Origin of the sequence: Streptomyces sp. NPDC051776 (assembly GCF_040681345.1) — a bacterium.
Classification (GTDB): Bacteria; Actinomycetota; Actinomycetes; order Streptomycetales; family Streptomycetaceae; genus Streptomyces.
This window is the reverse complement of the sequence record NZ_JBFAYQ010000023.1, coordinates 1-14,020: the sequence shown is the minus strand read 5'-3', so window position 1 is coordinate 14,020 and position 14,020 is coordinate 1. Positions and strand designations below refer to the sequence as shown.

The window sequence follows — 14,020 nt, the reverse complement described above, 5'->3', positions numbered from 1 at the left end:
AGTGTCCCTCTCCAGCCCGGTGGCTCGCTAGGGAACATATTGCGCGTCGACCGGGTAAGCCCGCCTCTGTCAGGAGAGAAGCCTTCGACAACGTGAGCTTCGCGTCTACCTGAGGTCGGTTCCGCGGGTTTGGGCGGTGGCCTGCCCGGTCTGGGGTCGAGCATGATCAGGGGGCCGTACGCTGGTTGGCAACTCGGGCAGTCTTTGCACCTGCCCGGAATTTGAACGAGTGGCCCCCTGGTCTTGCTCGACGCGGGACCCGGACCGGGGAGGTGCCTAAAGCCGTGGAGGCGACCGCCCCCACCTCCGGCCTGGTCTTTTCGCCCCCTCGGGCGCGGGTGGGTGACGGCGCGCGGCCCCCGTGGCGAAGACATTGAGGGGGCGGCGCGCCGGCGCCCGCCCGGCGCCGCCGCGCCTGTGGCGCGGCTCTGATCCCATATGGATCACTGCTTGCAGCTTCGGGAGGCCGGATTGTTGGCGAGCGAAGCGAGCCCTTGATGAAGTAGAGAAAGTTTGACCGCGTCAGTCCTTGGCTGTACTGGTAGATGCGAAGGCGTCGGCCAACAAGGTCAGTACCTCGTCCCGGAGGCCCGGTGCAACGGCGATTGTCGCCTGGGACCGTTCAGTGTGGGAGCTGCCATCGAGGTCTAGGACCAGGGCACCGGCTTCGCGCGCGATGGCAACGCCTGCTGCGGTGTCCCAGGGGTGGTTGGACAGCATGAGGCTGGCGTCGAGCTTGCCCGCTGCGACCCAAGCAAGATCAATGGCTGCCGAGCCGAGCATCCTGATTCGTTGTGCTCGTTCGGCAAGGAGCTTGGTGATGGCCAGACGAGGGCGATTCCGCGTCTCGGCTCCGGGTCCGACGGCGTAGTCCCCGATGCTGACGATGGCATCACGAAGGTTGGTCTTCTCGCTGACGGCCACCCGGTCACCGTTGCACGTGCACCCGTGCCCCTCGGCCGCGCTGAATCGGGAGTCTAGGAACGGCAGATCGATGACCCCCAGAATTGCTCTGTCTCCACGTAGGAGCCCGAGCGAGATCCCGCATAGGGGGAGACCTCTGACGAAGTTTGCGGTGCCGTCGACAGGGTCGAGTACCCAAGTGAGTTCTTGCCCCAGGTCGTAGAGGCCCTTCTCCTCACCGAAAAAGCCGATCTCGGGTGTCTCCGCGGAGAGGAATGCACGGAGTTCGGACTCAACGGCAAGATCAACGTCTGAGACCATGTCACGGTCGCCCTTGGCCTGGACAGAGGTGGCCGGACCGGCAAGAACGCGGTGCCGTGCGCGTGCGGCTGCTTCGGCAGCGATCGGTAGGAGCGCGCGTAGGTCAGGCTTCATTGTCGCGCCTCTCCCAGAGCGAATTGAAGATCTGCTCGAACGTCTGGTGCAGGCCACCGTTGGTCCAGCGCTTCCGAATCATGAGCGTCGGCGAGTCAACGCCCCTGGTCTCAGGGAGATACGGCTGGGCGACGCATACGGCTTGGTCGAGCAGAATGATGTTGAAGCGGATCGGCTCGTCGTAGACGGCGATCTCAAGCCGTCCTCTCGCCGCTTCACTGAGGCGGGCGCCGACCCGTTCTTGCAAGGTCATGATGTTGAGGGCGGTAAGCGCTGAGAGCTGCCCTTCTGGGAAGCCCTCTTCCCTCTCCCGGTCCTTGATGTACTGGCCGTAGGGCTTGAGGAAGAGGCATCTGAACGACGTCCCGTTCTCCACCATTTCCTTGATGACGCTGTCAGAGTGGTGCTGGCAGATCAGGTTGAGAGACAGGCCGGCGGCCCGTACCTCGTTCGCCCCCGCGAGTAGGTCAAAGACCGGCACCTTGGACATGAACTCTGAGCGGCTGGCGAACACCCCTGTCACGTCCGAGAACTGGTCTCCGATCAGTTGCCCCAATGGATCGCTAGGTTGGCCATCGGCTGACCTCGATCCCCCGTGACCGATGAGCCCAGCCGCAACCAGGACGTCACCCGGTGGAACGGTGTTGCCCTCCCACGCCTCGACAGCTTCGGGTGTTACGGGCCAAGCCAGGATGGACGACAGTAGATCTGCAAACTCTTCTGGGCTGTGGCCGCTGGTCTGGCGAGCTGCCGTGATCTGGTTCCTGGCCAGTGCGGCTACGTCTGGCTTGTACGAGGCCCGTCCTTGAAGCGGGATCAAGGATGCGGTCTTCTCGTCGCTGGCCACTCGGTCCCCCAAGGGTGGTCAGGCCCCGGCCGCTCGGCGGCGCTCTCCTGATTCGCTCGAGCGGGGGGCCTCATGCGGATACGGCTGTCCGGTGCGGGAATACAGGTCGATCAGGCGAGTCTGCAACTGGCTGACCGCCCGCCGGAGTTCGCCCACTTCTTCGCGGAGTTCTGTGACAGTGCTCGAGTTCTTGTCCTCCGCGAGCGAAGCTACCTGCTCGCGTACTTCAGTCAGAGCGCGTGCTAGATCTTCGAGTCCCACACGGGTGCCAACGGTCTCCTCCGGCGTGGCCTTTACGTAGACGGCCTTGCCTGGCTGGCCATGTACCAGCCCTTCGCTCCTCAGCTCCTTGATCGCGGCACGTACGACGGTAGTTGATACCTCGTACAGCTCGACGAGCCTTGATGTTGACGGCAGGGCCTCGCCCACAGGTAGCGCTCCGCTGGCGATCTGAGACCGAAGATCGTCGGCAACGCGCTGGTAGGCGGGGCGTCCGATCGTGTCGATCACTGATGCCTCCCTTATGCACATGGCTGAACCAGCCACACCTAGTGCATCACAGCCCAAGGACAGGAACTAGGGCGGCAGGTCTTGAGCGCGCTCAGAATCTAGCCTTGACGAACTTTGTGCACATGGTGCAACCTTGTGTGCAAGGTTGCTCTCGCGCTCAAGGAGTGAACATGCGTCAGATTCCCGTGGAAACGTCGGCGGCGATGGTGATGGTGGCCGTGCCCCCACAGGACAAGGTGATCAACAAGAAGACCGGAGAGATCGCGGTCGACCGGGAGACCCAGGAGCCGCTGAAGACGGTGGACGTGATGTTCGCCGCGAACGGCAGTGCTGAGGTCATCACGGTGACGGTGCCCGCGTCGGGCGTCTCGGATGAGCTGGCCATGGGTACGCCGGTGGCTCTGACTGGGCTGGTGGCTCGTCCGTGGGAGAACGAGTTCAACGGGCAGAAGCGGCACGGGATCAGCTTCCGCGCGGTCGCGGTGACCTCGCTGGCCGAGGCTCCTGCGAAGGCGGCCTGATCATGACCGAGTTCACGGTCGCGCTCCTGGTGGTCGTCGCTGCCGCAGTGATCCTGCGGTGGCGGCGCCCCGCCTGGTACTGGATGACCTTCGGCGTCACCCTCGCCGCTATGCGGGTCCTCGTCCGCTACACCTCCGTCATGGACGCCTGCGGGCTCACCGTCCCGCCCTCCCGCTGGCGCCTGACCCTCGCCCGGCTCACCAGCCGCCCCGTTCCCGAGTCACGGGCACCGCGCATCCTGCGTCTACGGCCGACCCGGACGGGCCTGGTCCTACGGCTCAAGCTCCGCCCCGGTCAGGACGCCTTCGACGTCTCGGCCGCGACGGACCGGCTGCGGCACTCCTTCGGCATGTACGGGGTCACCTCGCGTGAAATCTGCTCGGGTGTGGTCGAGTTGCGGATGACCGGCTACGACGTCCTGGCCCGAGTGCAGATGCCCGCCAACACCGACCGAGCCCCGATGCGGGTGCCCGTCGCGCTGCGTGAGGACGGTTCCGTGCACTACCGGGACTACCGCACGGTCCCGCATGGGCTCACGGTCGGTGCCACGGATTCGGGTAAGTCCGTGTACCAGCGGACTTTGGTGGCCGGTCTTGCTTCGCAGCAGGTTGCGCTGGTGGGGATCGACTGCAAGCAGGGGGTTGAACTCTTCCCGTTCGCCCGGCGCTTCACAGCTTTGGCGGACAACCCGGATACCGCGCTGGAGCTGCTGGAAGCGCTGGTCTCCCGAATGGAGGACGTTTACCAGGTCATCCGGGCGGAGCAGCGCATCAGCGCGGGCGTGGATGATGCGGAGATCGCTGCCGACATCTGGGATTTGCCCGCGCGCTTGCGTCCGGTTCCGGTCGTGGTCCTGGTTGACGAGGTCGCCGAACTGGCCCTGTTCGCCAGCAAAGAGGAGGAGAAGCGGCGGGACCGGATCATCACCGCGCTCGTCCGCCTGGCCCAGCTCGGCCGCGCTGCGGGGATCTATCTGGAGATCTGTGGGCAGCGCTTCGGCTCCGAGCTAGGCAAGGGCATCACGATGCTCCGTGCCCAGCTCACTGGCCGCACCGCCCACCGCGTGAACGATGAGACCAGCGCGAACATGGCCTTCGGCGACACGGCCCCAGACGCGGTGCTGGCTGCAGTTCAGATCCCGAGCGAAACACCCGGCATCGCTGTGGCCGGTGACTCCTCCGGGGGTTGGGCCCGCATTCGCGCTCCGCACACCTCGATGCGGCAGGCCGTGAACATCTGCAACAAGCACGCCGAGCGCACGCCGGAGCTGCCCGAGCTGGCGCCCTTCCGGCCCGCCGTGGCCCCGCTGCCTTCGGCTCGCGTGTCCCTGTCCAAGGCCGCTCCCGCTACGGCCTGACCTCTCTCCTCGCATCCCGGTCGGCGTGACCGTCTTCGCGCCAGGTCCTTACCCGACCCATGCCTGAAATCCGGAGGTGAACTCGTGGACGCTCACGAGGACTTCGAACGCACAGTGCGCCTCCTCAGCGCCCTGGCCCTGTACGCGCACCTGCTCGGCGCCGATCAGGAATTCGTCGCCGAGGTGGGCCCGGCCCTGGCAGCGTCCCTGCCCTGCGGCATCGTCCCGCACGGCTACGACCCGGCCAACGACCCCGACCACCTCGGTGAGGACGAGTGATGGCCCGGCCCGCCATCCGGCCGGATGCCGTCCTGGTCCAAGCCGTCATCGCAGGTGCCCTGTCCTTCGCCCACCTGCACGACCTGGCCGCCGCCGCGGGACAGGACGGATGGAAAGCCTGGGCCTACCCCATCAGCGTCGACCTGCTCCTGGTCGCCGCCTGGCGACGCCTCCGCAACGACGGGCCCTCCCGGCTCGCCTGGTGCTGGTTCGTCATCGCCCTGGTCGCCTCGCTCGGCGCCAACGTCGCCACAGCCGGGTTCCTCGACCTCCAACACCCCCCGGCCTGGCTCCGGTTCGGCGTCGCCGGGTGGCCGGCCCTCGCCTTCCTCGGCGGCACCCTCCTCGCCCACACCAACCACACAGGCGAGAACCGTGCCCCCGACGCTGTGCCCGCGGCCCCCGAGCCACGCCGCCAGGAAGAGCCGGTGGCGGTAGAGGTCTCGGAGCCCGCGGCTCCCACTACGGAGCCGGATCGCGCCGAGATCCCGACGGTTGAGGAAGTTCCCGAACTCCCTGTCACTGATCCGGCTCCGTCGGTCCCGGCCGCACTGGTCGAGCACGCGCGGAAGGTCGCCGACGCTCACCAGGCCCGTACCGGATCCCGGATCGACATCGACACCCTGCGGGCCCGTCTCGGTGTCCCGCCCCAGCTCGCCCACGCCGTCGCAGCCCAACTCACCTGACAGACAAGGAGAACCCACGCATGCCCCGCCGTGACCACTTCCACTCCGTCATGCGGATCGGCCCCGTGCAGATCGGCACCCACCGCGACCGCCACGGCCGCACCAAGCACGCCGCCGTATGCACCGCCGACCGCTGCGGCTGGTCTTCGGACTTCACCAGCCAGTCCGCCGCCCAGCTCGCCGCCCGCACCCACCGCTGCACCGTCCGCTGAGGAGAAACCACGCATGGATGTCCCGCTCTGGCTCGCCCTGATCGCCGTCGGCTACCTCGGCATCAAGCTCATCCGCCCGCCCTGGTGGCTCGTCGCCGTGCTCCTCCTCGGCGGCTTCCTCCTGGCCGACAGCCTGCTCGCCCCCGTCATCAACACCGCCATCAAGTAACCCCACGCGGAAGGGAGACACACCATGCTCCGCCCCAAGGTCCCCACCAACCCGGCCCCGACCGGCATCGTCACTCCGCTCAACACCGAGCCGACCGCCGTCGTGCAGCACACGCCCGCACCGACACCGGTAGCGCCGGCGCCTGCTGCCCCGGTGCTCTCGCGGCCCTCGGTTCAGCTCACCCCGGGTGCCCTGGTCGCACTCGTCGGTGGAGGGACGGCCGTGGTCCTGGTCGTCGGGGCCGTCCTGGTCTCGATGCTCCTCGCGGTCGCCATCACCGCCGCCTCGCTCGCGATCTGCGCGCTCGTCATCCGCACGCTCATCAACGCCCAGCACCAGCGCTGACCGGCCCCCGGGCGGCCTCAACCGCCAAGTCTCCGCCGCCCGGGAGCCGTGCCCTGTCCGAACCACAGATCCGGAAGGAACCACCATCATGACCCAGCACCGCACTCGTCCCGACTCGCGCATCTGCCCGACCTGCAACGGCTTCGCCTCTGCCGCGATCACCCTGGGCGGCCGCGACCGCCACGGCAACCTGCGCACCATCACCGCCCACTGCCCGAACTGCCAGGGCACCGGTACCACCCCCCGCACCCGCAAGCAGGTGGGCGCCCGTGCCTGACACGGTGCTCGACCCGACCACCCTCAGCGACCTGCTGAGGGTGGCCTCGGCGTCCGACTTCCACCGGTGGGAAGAGCAGGTCCACCGAACCGGCGGGTGCGCCGACCCCATCCACCTCACCGGCTGGACCCTCACCAAAGACCGCACGACCGGCGAGCAGCTGCACCACTACTCCACCGAGTCCGAGCCCGGCGGACGCCTCCGCGTCGCCTGTGGCAACCGCCGCGCGTCCCGCTGTCCGGCCTGCGCCTTCACCTACGCGGGCGACACCTACCACCTCATCCGCGCGGGACTGGCAGGAGACGACCGCCGCGACATCCCCACCGCCGTACGCGACCACCCACGGGTCTTCGCCACGCTCACCGCCCCGTCCTTCGGCCCGGTCCACAACCGGCCCGAGACCGGCCGTTGCCGCTGCGGGAAGCGCCACCAGACCGACGACCCCGCCCTGGGCACGCCGCTGGACCCGGAGACCTACGACTACGCGGCCGCGGTGCTGTTCAACAACCATGCAGGCGAGCTGTGGCAGCGGTTCGCCAACCGACTGCGCCGCGAGATCGCCGCCCGCGCCGGACTCACCCAAAAAGCGCTGAAGGACTCGGCCCGCATCTCCTACGGCAAGGTCGCCGAGTTCCAAAAGCGCGGCGCCCTGCACTTCCACGCCGTGATCCGCATCGACGGACCCGACGGCCCGGACACCCCGCCCCCGTCATGGGCCACCGTTGCTCTTCTCACCGATGCCATCCACGCAGCCGCGGCCCACGCCTACACCTCGGTGTCCGTGCCCGCGGCCGAGGGAGAGCCGGCGCGTACCTTCCGCTGGGGCACCCAGCTCGACGTCCGTCCCGTGAAGGCCTTCGGTGACGGCTCTGACATCACCGAACAGGCCGTCGCTGCCTACGTCGCCAAGTACGCAACCAAAGCCGCCGAGACCACCGGAACCCTCGACCGCCGCATCGTCGAACTCGCCGACCTCGACCGCCACCAGGTCCCCGAGCACGCCCAGCGCCTCATCCGCGCTTGCTGGGACCTCGACGCCATCTATCCGGACCGGCGGCTGAAGGCGTGGGCTCACATGCTCGGCTTCCGCGGCCACTTCTCCAGCAAGTCCCGCCGTTACTCGACCACTCTCGGCGAACTTCGTCAGACCCGCGCCGACTACCGCGCCGCACAGGAACGCGCCGCGCTCGGCCTGGAGGACCGCGAGCCGGACACCGTGCTCGTCCTCGCCGACTGGCAGTACGCCGGACACGGCCACACCCCCGGAGAATCCGCCCTCGCCGCATCCATCGCCCAAGACATCCGCACCAACCGCGAAACCGCGCGCGAAGCACTGCAAGATCTCCGCGCACAGGAAGGAGTGCACGCATGACTGACCGACTGCTCGACGTCGGGCAGGCCGCTGAGCGCCTGGGGACTACCGAGCGCTTTCCACGTCGGCTGATTGAGGAGCGGCGCATCGCGTTCGTCAAGGTCGGCCGTCATGTACGTATTCCGGAGAGCGCCATCGAGGCGTTCATCGCGGACAACACCGTGCAGCCGATCACCTCAGGCTCCGTGCGGTTGGGACTGGTGGCCTGATGGCAGGCAAACGGCGGTTCGGGCGCATCCGCAAGCTTCCCTCCGGCCGCTTTCAGGTTCGGTATCCCGGGCCCGACGGTGTGGATCGCCCCGCGCCCCAGACCTTCCGCACCAAGACGGATGCGGAGCGGTGGCTCGTCAAGATCGAGGCTGAGATCAGGGATGGGCGCTGGCTCGATCCGGACGCTGGAAAGGTGACCGTGGGGGAGTGGGCAGACCGCTGGTACGACTCGGTCTGTCTGGGGCTCAAGGCCAAGACCCGAGCGGTGTACGAGGGACTGATTCGCCTATGGATCAAGCCTCGCCTCGGCTCCTACCCGCTGATATCCGTGCGGCCGATCACCGTGGCGGAGTGGGTTGCAGGGCTCCGAAAGGCTGGTCTGAGTGCTTCGCGTATCCGGACGGCCTACCGGGTGCTGTCCCAGATCATGCAGACGGCGGCGGACAACGACATGATCCCTGCCACCCCGTGCCGGGGAATCAAGCTGCCGCGGTTGCCGGAAACCGAGCCGCACATCCTCACGGATGACGAGGTGACGAAGCTGATCGCTGGCATGCGTCCGCCGCATGACCTGCTCGTGAAGCTCCTCGCCTACGGCGGTTTGCGAATCGGTGAAGCTTTCGCGCTCCGGCGCGATGACGTGCAGATCGATGGGACGTCGCTGGTGATCGATGAAGCCGTGGAAGAGGTCGGCGGCCGTCATGCGTGGGGGACTACCAAGAGCCACTCGAAACGCAAGATCGCTGCCACAGTTCCTTGCTGACGAGCTGGTGCATCATCTAGCCAAGCACGTGGGCCAGGAGCCCGACGCGCTGCTGTTCACCAGCCGATCAGGGCGTGCCCTGCATTACAACGCGTGGCGCACGTGGCACTTCGACAAGGCGGTGACTGCGGCCGGCCTCCAGGACGTGACTCCTCACGACCTGCGGGCTACGCACGCGACGTGGGTTGCCGACCGGCACGGCGTCATGGCGGCGGCAAAGCGGCTGGGGCACTCCAACGCGAGCGTCACCACTCGGCACTACGCTCGTGTCGTCGACGGCCGCGATGCTGACGTGGCCAGGACGATGCACGACGAGCACGGGCGGACCCGCGCCAAGGGCACGGCAAACGATCATGCACGCAACGGGCACGGCGACGATGATGACGGCCCAGCGGGTGTTCCAGTGCCCGTCTGACCTGGGGCGGAAGGTCCGCGGCGGGTTGATCTTCCGGAAGCCTGTAAATCTGTCGGCTTACGCCTACGCAGGTTCGAACCCTGCACCCGCCACACTGGGAAGAACCCCCTCCGATCAGGCTTTTTGCCTGGTCGGAGGGGGTTTCTCGTTGGCTCTCCGCTGTTCGAATGGTTGTGGACGAGACCTGGACGTGTCTCGCCCACTAACGCCCATATCCCACCGTTGATCAGTGCGTGCCCCCAGGCGTCCCCCGGGGGCGAGCATGATCACTCCGGCTCGTTCACTCCCGCAGGGCCGCGTCGATCCGGCTGTTTGCCCGCTCCCGCGTCTGGTCGAGCACCTTGGCGTACACCTTGTGCAGCACTGCGATGCTGTGCCCGGCGCGGCGGGCACACTCCATCGCATCCACCCCGGAACTGAGCCAGAACGAGACGCCTGCGTGCCGCAGGTCGTAGGGACGGCGGGCCAACGGCGAGGCCGTTTCCGTATCGCTCAGCACGTCCTGCCGGGCCTTGGCCCACACCTCCCCATAGCCGGTCTCCTGTAGCAGGCCACCGCGGTTCGTCCGGAAGAGCCGACCATTGGGCGCCGTGCCGTGAGTTGCGATGTGCTGCCGCAGCAGGCGAACGATGTGCGGCGGGATCGGCACCGGACGGGAATCCTTCTTGGCGCGGGACTTGAGGTGGCGCGTCTCATGCGCCGTCCCGTCATTGGTCGAGCTCCGTCCAGCCCGGACGACGCCTTGCCGCAGGAGGGTGAGCATCCCCCACCCAGTCTCCGGGAGTTGGCAATGGCTCACGCGCAGTCCGGCGGCCTCGGCTTGGACTATCGCCGCGTAGTACAGGCACCCGAACCGGGTCCTCCAGCGCGGAGACCGCACCGTCGGGGTCAACGGACGACCGCTACCCCGGACTTCGCGGCCCCATGTGCCCTGCTCACGGGAGGGCATATTGCCGCCATGTCTGATGCTTCTCAGCACAGTCGTCTGGGGGTGGGTGAGCAGGTGACCGATCCGGGATTTAGGTCAACGCCGACCCGCAGCAGGTAGCAGTTTTCGATCGCCATCACCGGCAGCCGCGATCAGACGGCGCGGGTATGGGACCTGACCAGTATGGGACCTGGCCACCTCCAGCGTCTGGGGCCCGACCTGGTGTTCCCGTTCCCGGTACGTGCGCTGACGGTCACAGCAGAGGGCGGCTGGTGGCCAGCTTCGGCGATGAGATCGCAGAACTGCCTCACCACTGACTGCAGCGGCCCATATCCCGGGCTCGCAGGCAACGAGCAGGCACCACGCTCATGGACACGATGGGTCGGGTGGGGGCGCAGTGCGGCCAGGGTCTTGTTCAGCTGATGGCGCAGCCCGGCGTTCCGAAGAGGACGACATTAATCGGGCAAACGTACTGTGGTGGTGGGCGGCCTGATGGGAGGTGCCATCGACGGACAGCGCCGCCCCGGGAGGTTGGCGTGACCATGCACGAGCCGCCGTCGCGCTGGCCGCTGGCCGCGCGGGACCGGGAGCTCGAGGGCTTCTCGGCGGCGTGGGCGGGCCGGCGAAGCGAGGGGCTGGTGATCTTCGGGTCGGCCGGAGTGGGCAAGTCGCGGCTGGCCGAGGAGTGCCTCGCCCGGGCCGTCCGCGACGGCTACCGCGGAGGCAGGGCGACCGCGTCCGCCGCGGCAGCCGCCGTGCCGCTGGGGGCGATCGCCCACCTGATCCCGAGGGGAGTGGATCTATCCGACCCGGTGAAGAGCTTCCGCGCGGTCGCCCGCGCACTCGCCGGGCCGGACGATCAGCGCTGGGCGCTGCTCGTCGACGACCTGCACCTGCTGGACGCCACCTCCGCGGTCCTGCTGCGACAACTGCTGGACGCCCGCGTGGTGCGTCTGATCGGCACCGTACGTACCGAGCGGCCCGGTGAACCGGTCGGCGGTGAGGCCGTGCAGGTGCTGACCGGCACGGAGGCGATGCACCGGATCGACCTGACGGCATTCGACCGCCATCAGATGGAAGAGGTGCTGGAGGCGGCCCTCGGCGGGCCCGTGGACCGGCGCACCCTGTACGGGCTGCACCACGCATCCGGCGGAAACGTGCTTTACCTCCGTGAGCTCGTCCTCGGTGCACTGGCCGACCACACGCTGACCAGCGACGGCGAGGTGTGGTCGATGGCCGAGGGGGCGCTGAAGGGCACGCCCCGGCTGACGGAGCTCATCAGCACCCGGCTCGCCGCCGCCGGGCCCGCCGGACGCCCCGTGCTGGAACTGCTCGCGCTGTGCGAGCCGCTGTCCCTGGCCGATGTGGAGCACGAGGCACCGCCGGGGGTGCTGATCGGTCTGGAGGAGGCCGGACTGATACGAAGCGTGCACGACGGTAGGCGTACCAGCGTGACTTTGGTCCACCCGCTGTACGCGGAGGTGCTGCGGTCGACCATCACCACCTTGCGCCGCCGTGAGGTGCTGCTGCGGCGCGCCGCGCGTATCGAGTCGTTCGGCGTCCGTCGGCGTGGCGACGCGCTGCGCGTCGCCTCCTGGCGGCTGGCCGCCACCGGCACCGCCGACCCCGGCCTGCTCTTCCGGGCGGCCGCCTTCGCCCGCCTCGCCCACGACGACCGTCAGGTGGTCGCCCTTCTCCAGGCGATCCCCGAAGACGCGCGGCCGTTCGTCGGTCGCCTGATCATCGGGGAGTCCCAACTGATACTCGGCAGATGGAACGACGCCGAGGCGACCTTCGCCGAGGCGTACGCGCGCGCCGCCGACGAGGGTGAGCGGCTGAGCGTCACCCTGGGCCGTACCTCGAATCTGGTCTGGAGCAACGCCGATGTCTCCGAGGCCCTGGCGGTCAACGACACCGCGGCGGCCGAATCCTCCACGCCCGCCGCCCGACACATGCTGCGGATCAACGAGGGGTTCGTCCGGATCGGGGCGGGGCAGCCGCGGCAGGGACTTGCCCTGTTGGAAGAGATGGAGGACGACTTCACCAAGGCGCCCGACGTCAACGCATGGCTTCGCGGTGCGCTGATGAAACCCGTCGGGCTCGCGCTGGTCGGCCGTACCGGCGAGGCGGTGAAGCTGGCCGAACAGGCCTACGCGGCACACATCGAGGCGGACGAGCACGCGGTGGTGGCGCATCCGGCGGTGGAGAAGATCGCCCTGGCGTTCGCCCTCGGCGAGACCGGCCGGCTGGCCGACGCGAGCGCCACCGGCGAGCAGGCGAACGCTGAACTCGGCGATGCCAACCCAGTCGTCCAGGTGTGGATGGCCCTGGTCATCGGTCGTGTCGAGTGGCTGGCGGGGCATGTGGCCGCCGCCCGCCGCTGGCACGCCGAAGGCGCCGCACTCGCCCGCAGCCTCGGGTTCATCAAGACACTGCGTCTGGCGCTGAGCCATATCGCCGCCTGCGCGGCCGTCATGGGTGACGCGGACGCCGCGGAGGCGGCACTGGCCGAACGTCACGACTCCCCGCGGGTCACCCCGGCCGTCTTCTCCACGGGGGAGGAACTTCTCGGCGAGGCATGGCTGCTGGCCTCCCGCGGCCACCTGGCGACCGCCCGCGCCGTTCTCACAGAAGGGGCCGCGGCCGCGAGGACCACAGGACACCTCGCGTGCGAGGCCCTGCTGCTCACCGACGCCGCACGCATGGGAGGAGCCGCGGGCGTCGCCGGCCGGCTGTCCGAGCTGGCCGGGGTCAGCGACAGCTATCTGGTCCGTGCCCGCGAGCGCCTGGCGGCCGCGCTGGTCGCCGACGACCCGGACAAGCTCGAGGCGGTCGCGGGCGAGTGCGCGCGGCTCGGCGCGGATCTGCTGGCGGCCGAGGCCGCGACGGCGGCCGCCGCGGCCTGGGCGAGGAAGTCCCGCAGCCGTGCTGCCGCGGCTGCCACTCAGCGGGCGGCCGCCGCCGCCGCGCGCTGCCAGGGCGCCCGTACGCCCCTGCTGACCGCCGTCGCCGCCGTTCCGCTCACCCAGCGGGAACGCGAGGTCACCCTTCTCGCCGCCGCCGGCCGGACCAGCAAGGACATCGCGACAGAGCTGAGCCTGTCGGTGCGGACCGTGGACAACCACATCCAGAGCGCGTACCGCAAGCTCGGCATCTCCACTCGACAGCAACTGGCGGCCGTCCTCGGCGCCCGGGCGGACTCTCAGCAGCAGTGAGGCGGCGTGGACCGTCCGGTGTGCCGGCGTTGATTCCGCCTGACCCGGCTGTCCACCCGCATACCGCTGCCAGCAGGGACGCGGCACGCGGACGCCCCGCGACCGTCACCCCAACAGCAGTGCATTTACCGGCGGTTCCGCGCCAGCCCCGGTGAGCAGTCCCGCCCCGACTCGACTCCGTCTTGGCTCGGACGAGTACCCGGATGCCATCAGAACTCTGATCGGTGCCTCTTTCACCGCGTATCCGAGTTTCTTGTACGCCGCTCAGACGCTCTTGGTGACGAGGCGCTGCTGAGGCAGGCGTGAGGTCGGCGGAGCGGGTTGGGCAGTGGCCTGCCCGATCTGGGGTCGAGCATGATCAGGGGGCCGTACGCTGGTTGGCAACTCGGGCCGTCTTTGGACCTGTCTGCACCGACGGCGGCGAACACGGAAGGGTTGCGTCCAGGGAAGTGGTGTACGGGTTCGACCTGATCCGGGGGTTTGCTCCGGCATCGGGATGGTGCCCGCATAGACGAACGGCCACCGGCTGATCTTCGAAGTGTCGAAGCCTCGAAGGAGATCAGCACGATGACCGC

At 68.5% G+C, this 14,020-nt stretch carries 16 protein-coding genes, 1 tRNA gene and 1 pseudogene; 14 read left to right on the top strand and 4 right to left on the bottom strand.

Annotated features, from left to right (window positions below):
* Nucleotides 1-522 precede the first annotated feature (522 nt).
* The 3 genes from AB0M26_RS18780 to AB0M26_RS18770 are packed head-to-tail and all read right to left on the bottom strand — an operon-like array spanning nt 523 to nt 2,695.
* Entirely contained in the window at nt 523-1,338 is an 816-nt protein-coding gene (locus tag AB0M26_RS18780) for an inositol monophosphatase family protein (protein ID WP_365262166.1), read from the bottom strand.
* On the bottom strand, nt 1,328-2,185 hold the full coding sequence (locus AB0M26_RS18775; protein ID WP_365262163.1) for a DUF5919 domain-containing protein: 858 nt from the start codon (nt 2,183-2,185) through the stop codon (nt 1,328-1,330). Before AB0M26_RS18775 ends, AB0M26_RS18780 begins: the two co-directional genes overlap by 11 nt.
* Before the next feature lie 18 nt (nt 2,186-2,203).
* A complete protein-coding gene (locus AB0M26_RS18770; RefSeq protein ID WP_365262160.1) occupies nt 2,204-2,695 on the bottom strand; it encodes a GntR family transcriptional regulator in 492 nt (163 codons plus the stop codon).
* 170 nt (nt 2,696-2,865) lie between these two features.
* Here AB0M26_RS18770 and AB0M26_RS18765 point away from each other — a divergent pair, with 170 nt between their 5' ends.
* The 13 genes from AB0M26_RS18765 (at nt 2,866) to AB0M26_RS18705 (ending at nt 9,394) form a co-directional block, all read left to right on the top strand.
* On the top strand, nt 2,866-3,216 hold the full coding sequence (locus AB0M26_RS18765) for a hypothetical protein (protein WP_365262157.1): 351 nt from the start codon (nt 2,866-2,868) through the stop codon (nt 3,214-3,216).
* A gap of 2 nt (nt 3,217-3,218) precedes the next feature.
* Nucleotides 3,219-4,574, top strand: coding sequence for an FtsK/SpoIIIE domain-containing protein (locus tag AB0M26_RS18760; RefSeq protein ID WP_365262154.1), 1,356 nt, complete (start codon nt 3,219-3,221; stop codon nt 4,572-4,574).
* An 84-nt stretch (nt 4,575-4,658) separates the two neighbouring features.
* Nucleotides 4,659-4,853 carry a hypothetical protein gene (locus AB0M26_RS18755; RefSeq protein WP_365262151.1) on the top strand — a complete coding sequence of 65 codons (195 nt, stop codon included), beginning with the start codon at nt 4,659-4,661 and terminating at the stop codon, nt 4,851-4,853.
* Nucleotides 4,853-5,539 (top strand): DUF2637 domain-containing protein, encoded by a 687-nt coding sequence (locus AB0M26_RS18750; RefSeq protein ID WP_365262149.1) that lies wholly within the window; start codon nt 4,853-4,855, stop codon nt 5,537-5,539. The genes AB0M26_RS18755 and AB0M26_RS18750 overlap by 1 nt, the downstream gene beginning before the upstream one ends.
* 20 nt (nt 5,540-5,559) lie before the next feature.
* On the top strand, nt 5,560-5,751 hold the full coding sequence (locus AB0M26_RS18745; RefSeq protein ID WP_365252246.1) for a mobile element transfer protein: 192 nt from the start codon (nt 5,560-5,562) through the stop codon (nt 5,749-5,751).
* Nucleotides 5,752-5,764: 13 nt separating this feature from the next.
* The gene (locus AB0M26_RS18740; protein WP_365252243.1) at nt 5,765-5,920 is read left to right on the top strand and encodes a hypothetical protein; all 156 of its coding nucleotides are present in this window, start codon (nt 5,765-5,767) and stop codon (nt 5,918-5,920) included.
* 24 nt (nt 5,921-5,944) lie between these two features.
* Nucleotides 5,945-6,265 (top strand): SpdD-like protein, encoded by a 321-nt coding sequence (locus AB0M26_RS18735; RefSeq protein WP_365262146.1) that lies wholly within the window; start codon nt 5,945-5,947, stop codon nt 6,263-6,265.
* 88 nt (nt 6,266-6,353) lie between these two features.
* The gene (locus AB0M26_RS18730; RefSeq protein ID WP_365262143.1) at nt 6,354-6,542 is read left to right on the top strand and encodes a hypothetical protein; all 189 of its coding nucleotides are present in this window, start codon (nt 6,354-6,356) and stop codon (nt 6,540-6,542) included.
* Complete coding sequence (gene repSA, locus AB0M26_RS18725) at nt 6,535-7,914, top strand: replication initiator protein RepSA (protein ID WP_365262140.1); 1,380 nt, start codon at nt 6,535-6,537, stop codon at nt 7,912-7,914. Before AB0M26_RS18730 ends, repSA begins: the two co-directional genes overlap by 8 nt.
* On the top strand, nt 7,911-8,123 hold the full coding sequence (locus tag AB0M26_RS18720) for an excisionase family DNA-binding protein (protein WP_365262137.1): 213 nt from the start codon (nt 7,911-7,913) through the stop codon (nt 8,121-8,123). Before repSA ends, AB0M26_RS18720 begins: the two co-directional genes overlap by 4 nt.
* Entirely contained in the window at nt 8,123-8,887 is a 765-nt protein-coding gene (locus tag AB0M26_RS18715; protein ID WP_365262135.1) for a hypothetical protein, read from the top strand. Before AB0M26_RS18720 ends, AB0M26_RS18715 begins: the two co-directional genes overlap by 1 nt.
* A gap of 28 nt (nt 8,888-8,915) precedes the next feature.
* Nucleotides 8,916-9,302 (top strand): tyrosine-type recombinase/integrase, encoded by a 387-nt coding sequence (locus tag AB0M26_RS18710; RefSeq protein WP_365262132.1) that lies wholly within the window; start codon nt 8,916-8,918, stop codon nt 9,300-9,302.
* Nucleotides 9,303-9,321: 19 nt separating this feature from the next.
* A tRNA-OTHER gene (locus AB0M26_RS18705) sits at nt 9,322-9,394 on the top strand.
* Between the two features lie 188 nt (nt 9,395-9,582).
* On the opposite strand, the pseudogene AB0M26_RS18700 reads toward AB0M26_RS18705, so the two are convergent.
* Nucleotides 9,583-10,155 (bottom strand): annotated as a pseudogene (locus AB0M26_RS18700) (site-specific integrase); the annotation flags it as partial.
* 617 nt (nt 10,156-10,772) lie between these two features.
* Here AB0M26_RS18700 and AB0M26_RS18695 point away from each other — a divergent pair.
* Nucleotides 10,773-13,445 (top strand): LuxR C-terminal-related transcriptional regulator, encoded by a 2,673-nt coding sequence (locus tag AB0M26_RS18695; RefSeq protein WP_365262401.1) that lies wholly within the window; start codon nt 10,773-10,775, stop codon nt 13,443-13,445.
* Nucleotides 13,446-14,020: the final 575 nt, after the last annotated feature.

Coding starts and splice junctions, on each gene's coding strand:
- AB0M26_RS18780 (WP_365262166.1), bottom strand. CDS start 1,338: ATGAAGCCTGACCTACGCGCGCTCCTACCGATCGCTGCCGAAGCAGCC.
- AB0M26_RS18765 (WP_365262157.1), top strand. CDS start 2,866: ATGCGTCAGATTCCCGTGGAAACGTCGGCGGCGATGGTGATGGTGGCC.
- AB0M26_RS18760 (WP_365262154.1), top strand. CDS start 3,219: ATGACCGAGTTCACGGTCGCGCTCCTGGTGGTCGTCGCTGCCGCAGTG.
- AB0M26_RS18750 (WP_365262149.1), top strand. CDS start 4,853: ATGGCCCGGCCCGCCATCCGGCCGGATGCCGTCCTGGTCCAAGCCGTC.
- AB0M26_RS18745 (WP_365252246.1), top strand. CDS start 5,560: ATGCCCCGCCGTGACCACTTCCACTCCGTCATGCGGATCGGCCCCGTG.
- AB0M26_RS18740 (WP_365252243.1), top strand. CDS start 5,765: ATGGATGTCCCGCTCTGGCTCGCCCTGATCGCCGTCGGCTACCTCGGC.
- AB0M26_RS18735 (WP_365262146.1), top strand. CDS start 5,945: ATGCTCCGCCCCAAGGTCCCCACCAACCCGGCCCCGACCGGCATCGTC.
- AB0M26_RS18730 (WP_365262143.1), top strand. CDS start 6,354: ATGACCCAGCACCGCACTCGTCCCGACTCGCGCATCTGCCCGACCTGC.
- AB0M26_RS18720 (WP_365262137.1), top strand. CDS start 7,911: ATGACTGACCGACTGCTCGACGTCGGGCAGGCCGCTGAGCGCCTGGGG.
- AB0M26_RS18715 (WP_365262135.1), top strand. CDS start 8,123: ATGGCAGGCAAACGGCGGTTCGGGCGCATCCGCAAGCTTCCCTCCGGC.
- AB0M26_RS18695 (WP_365262401.1), top strand. CDS start 10,773: ATGCACGAGCCGCCGTCGCGCTGGCCGCTGGCCGCGCGGGACCGGGAG.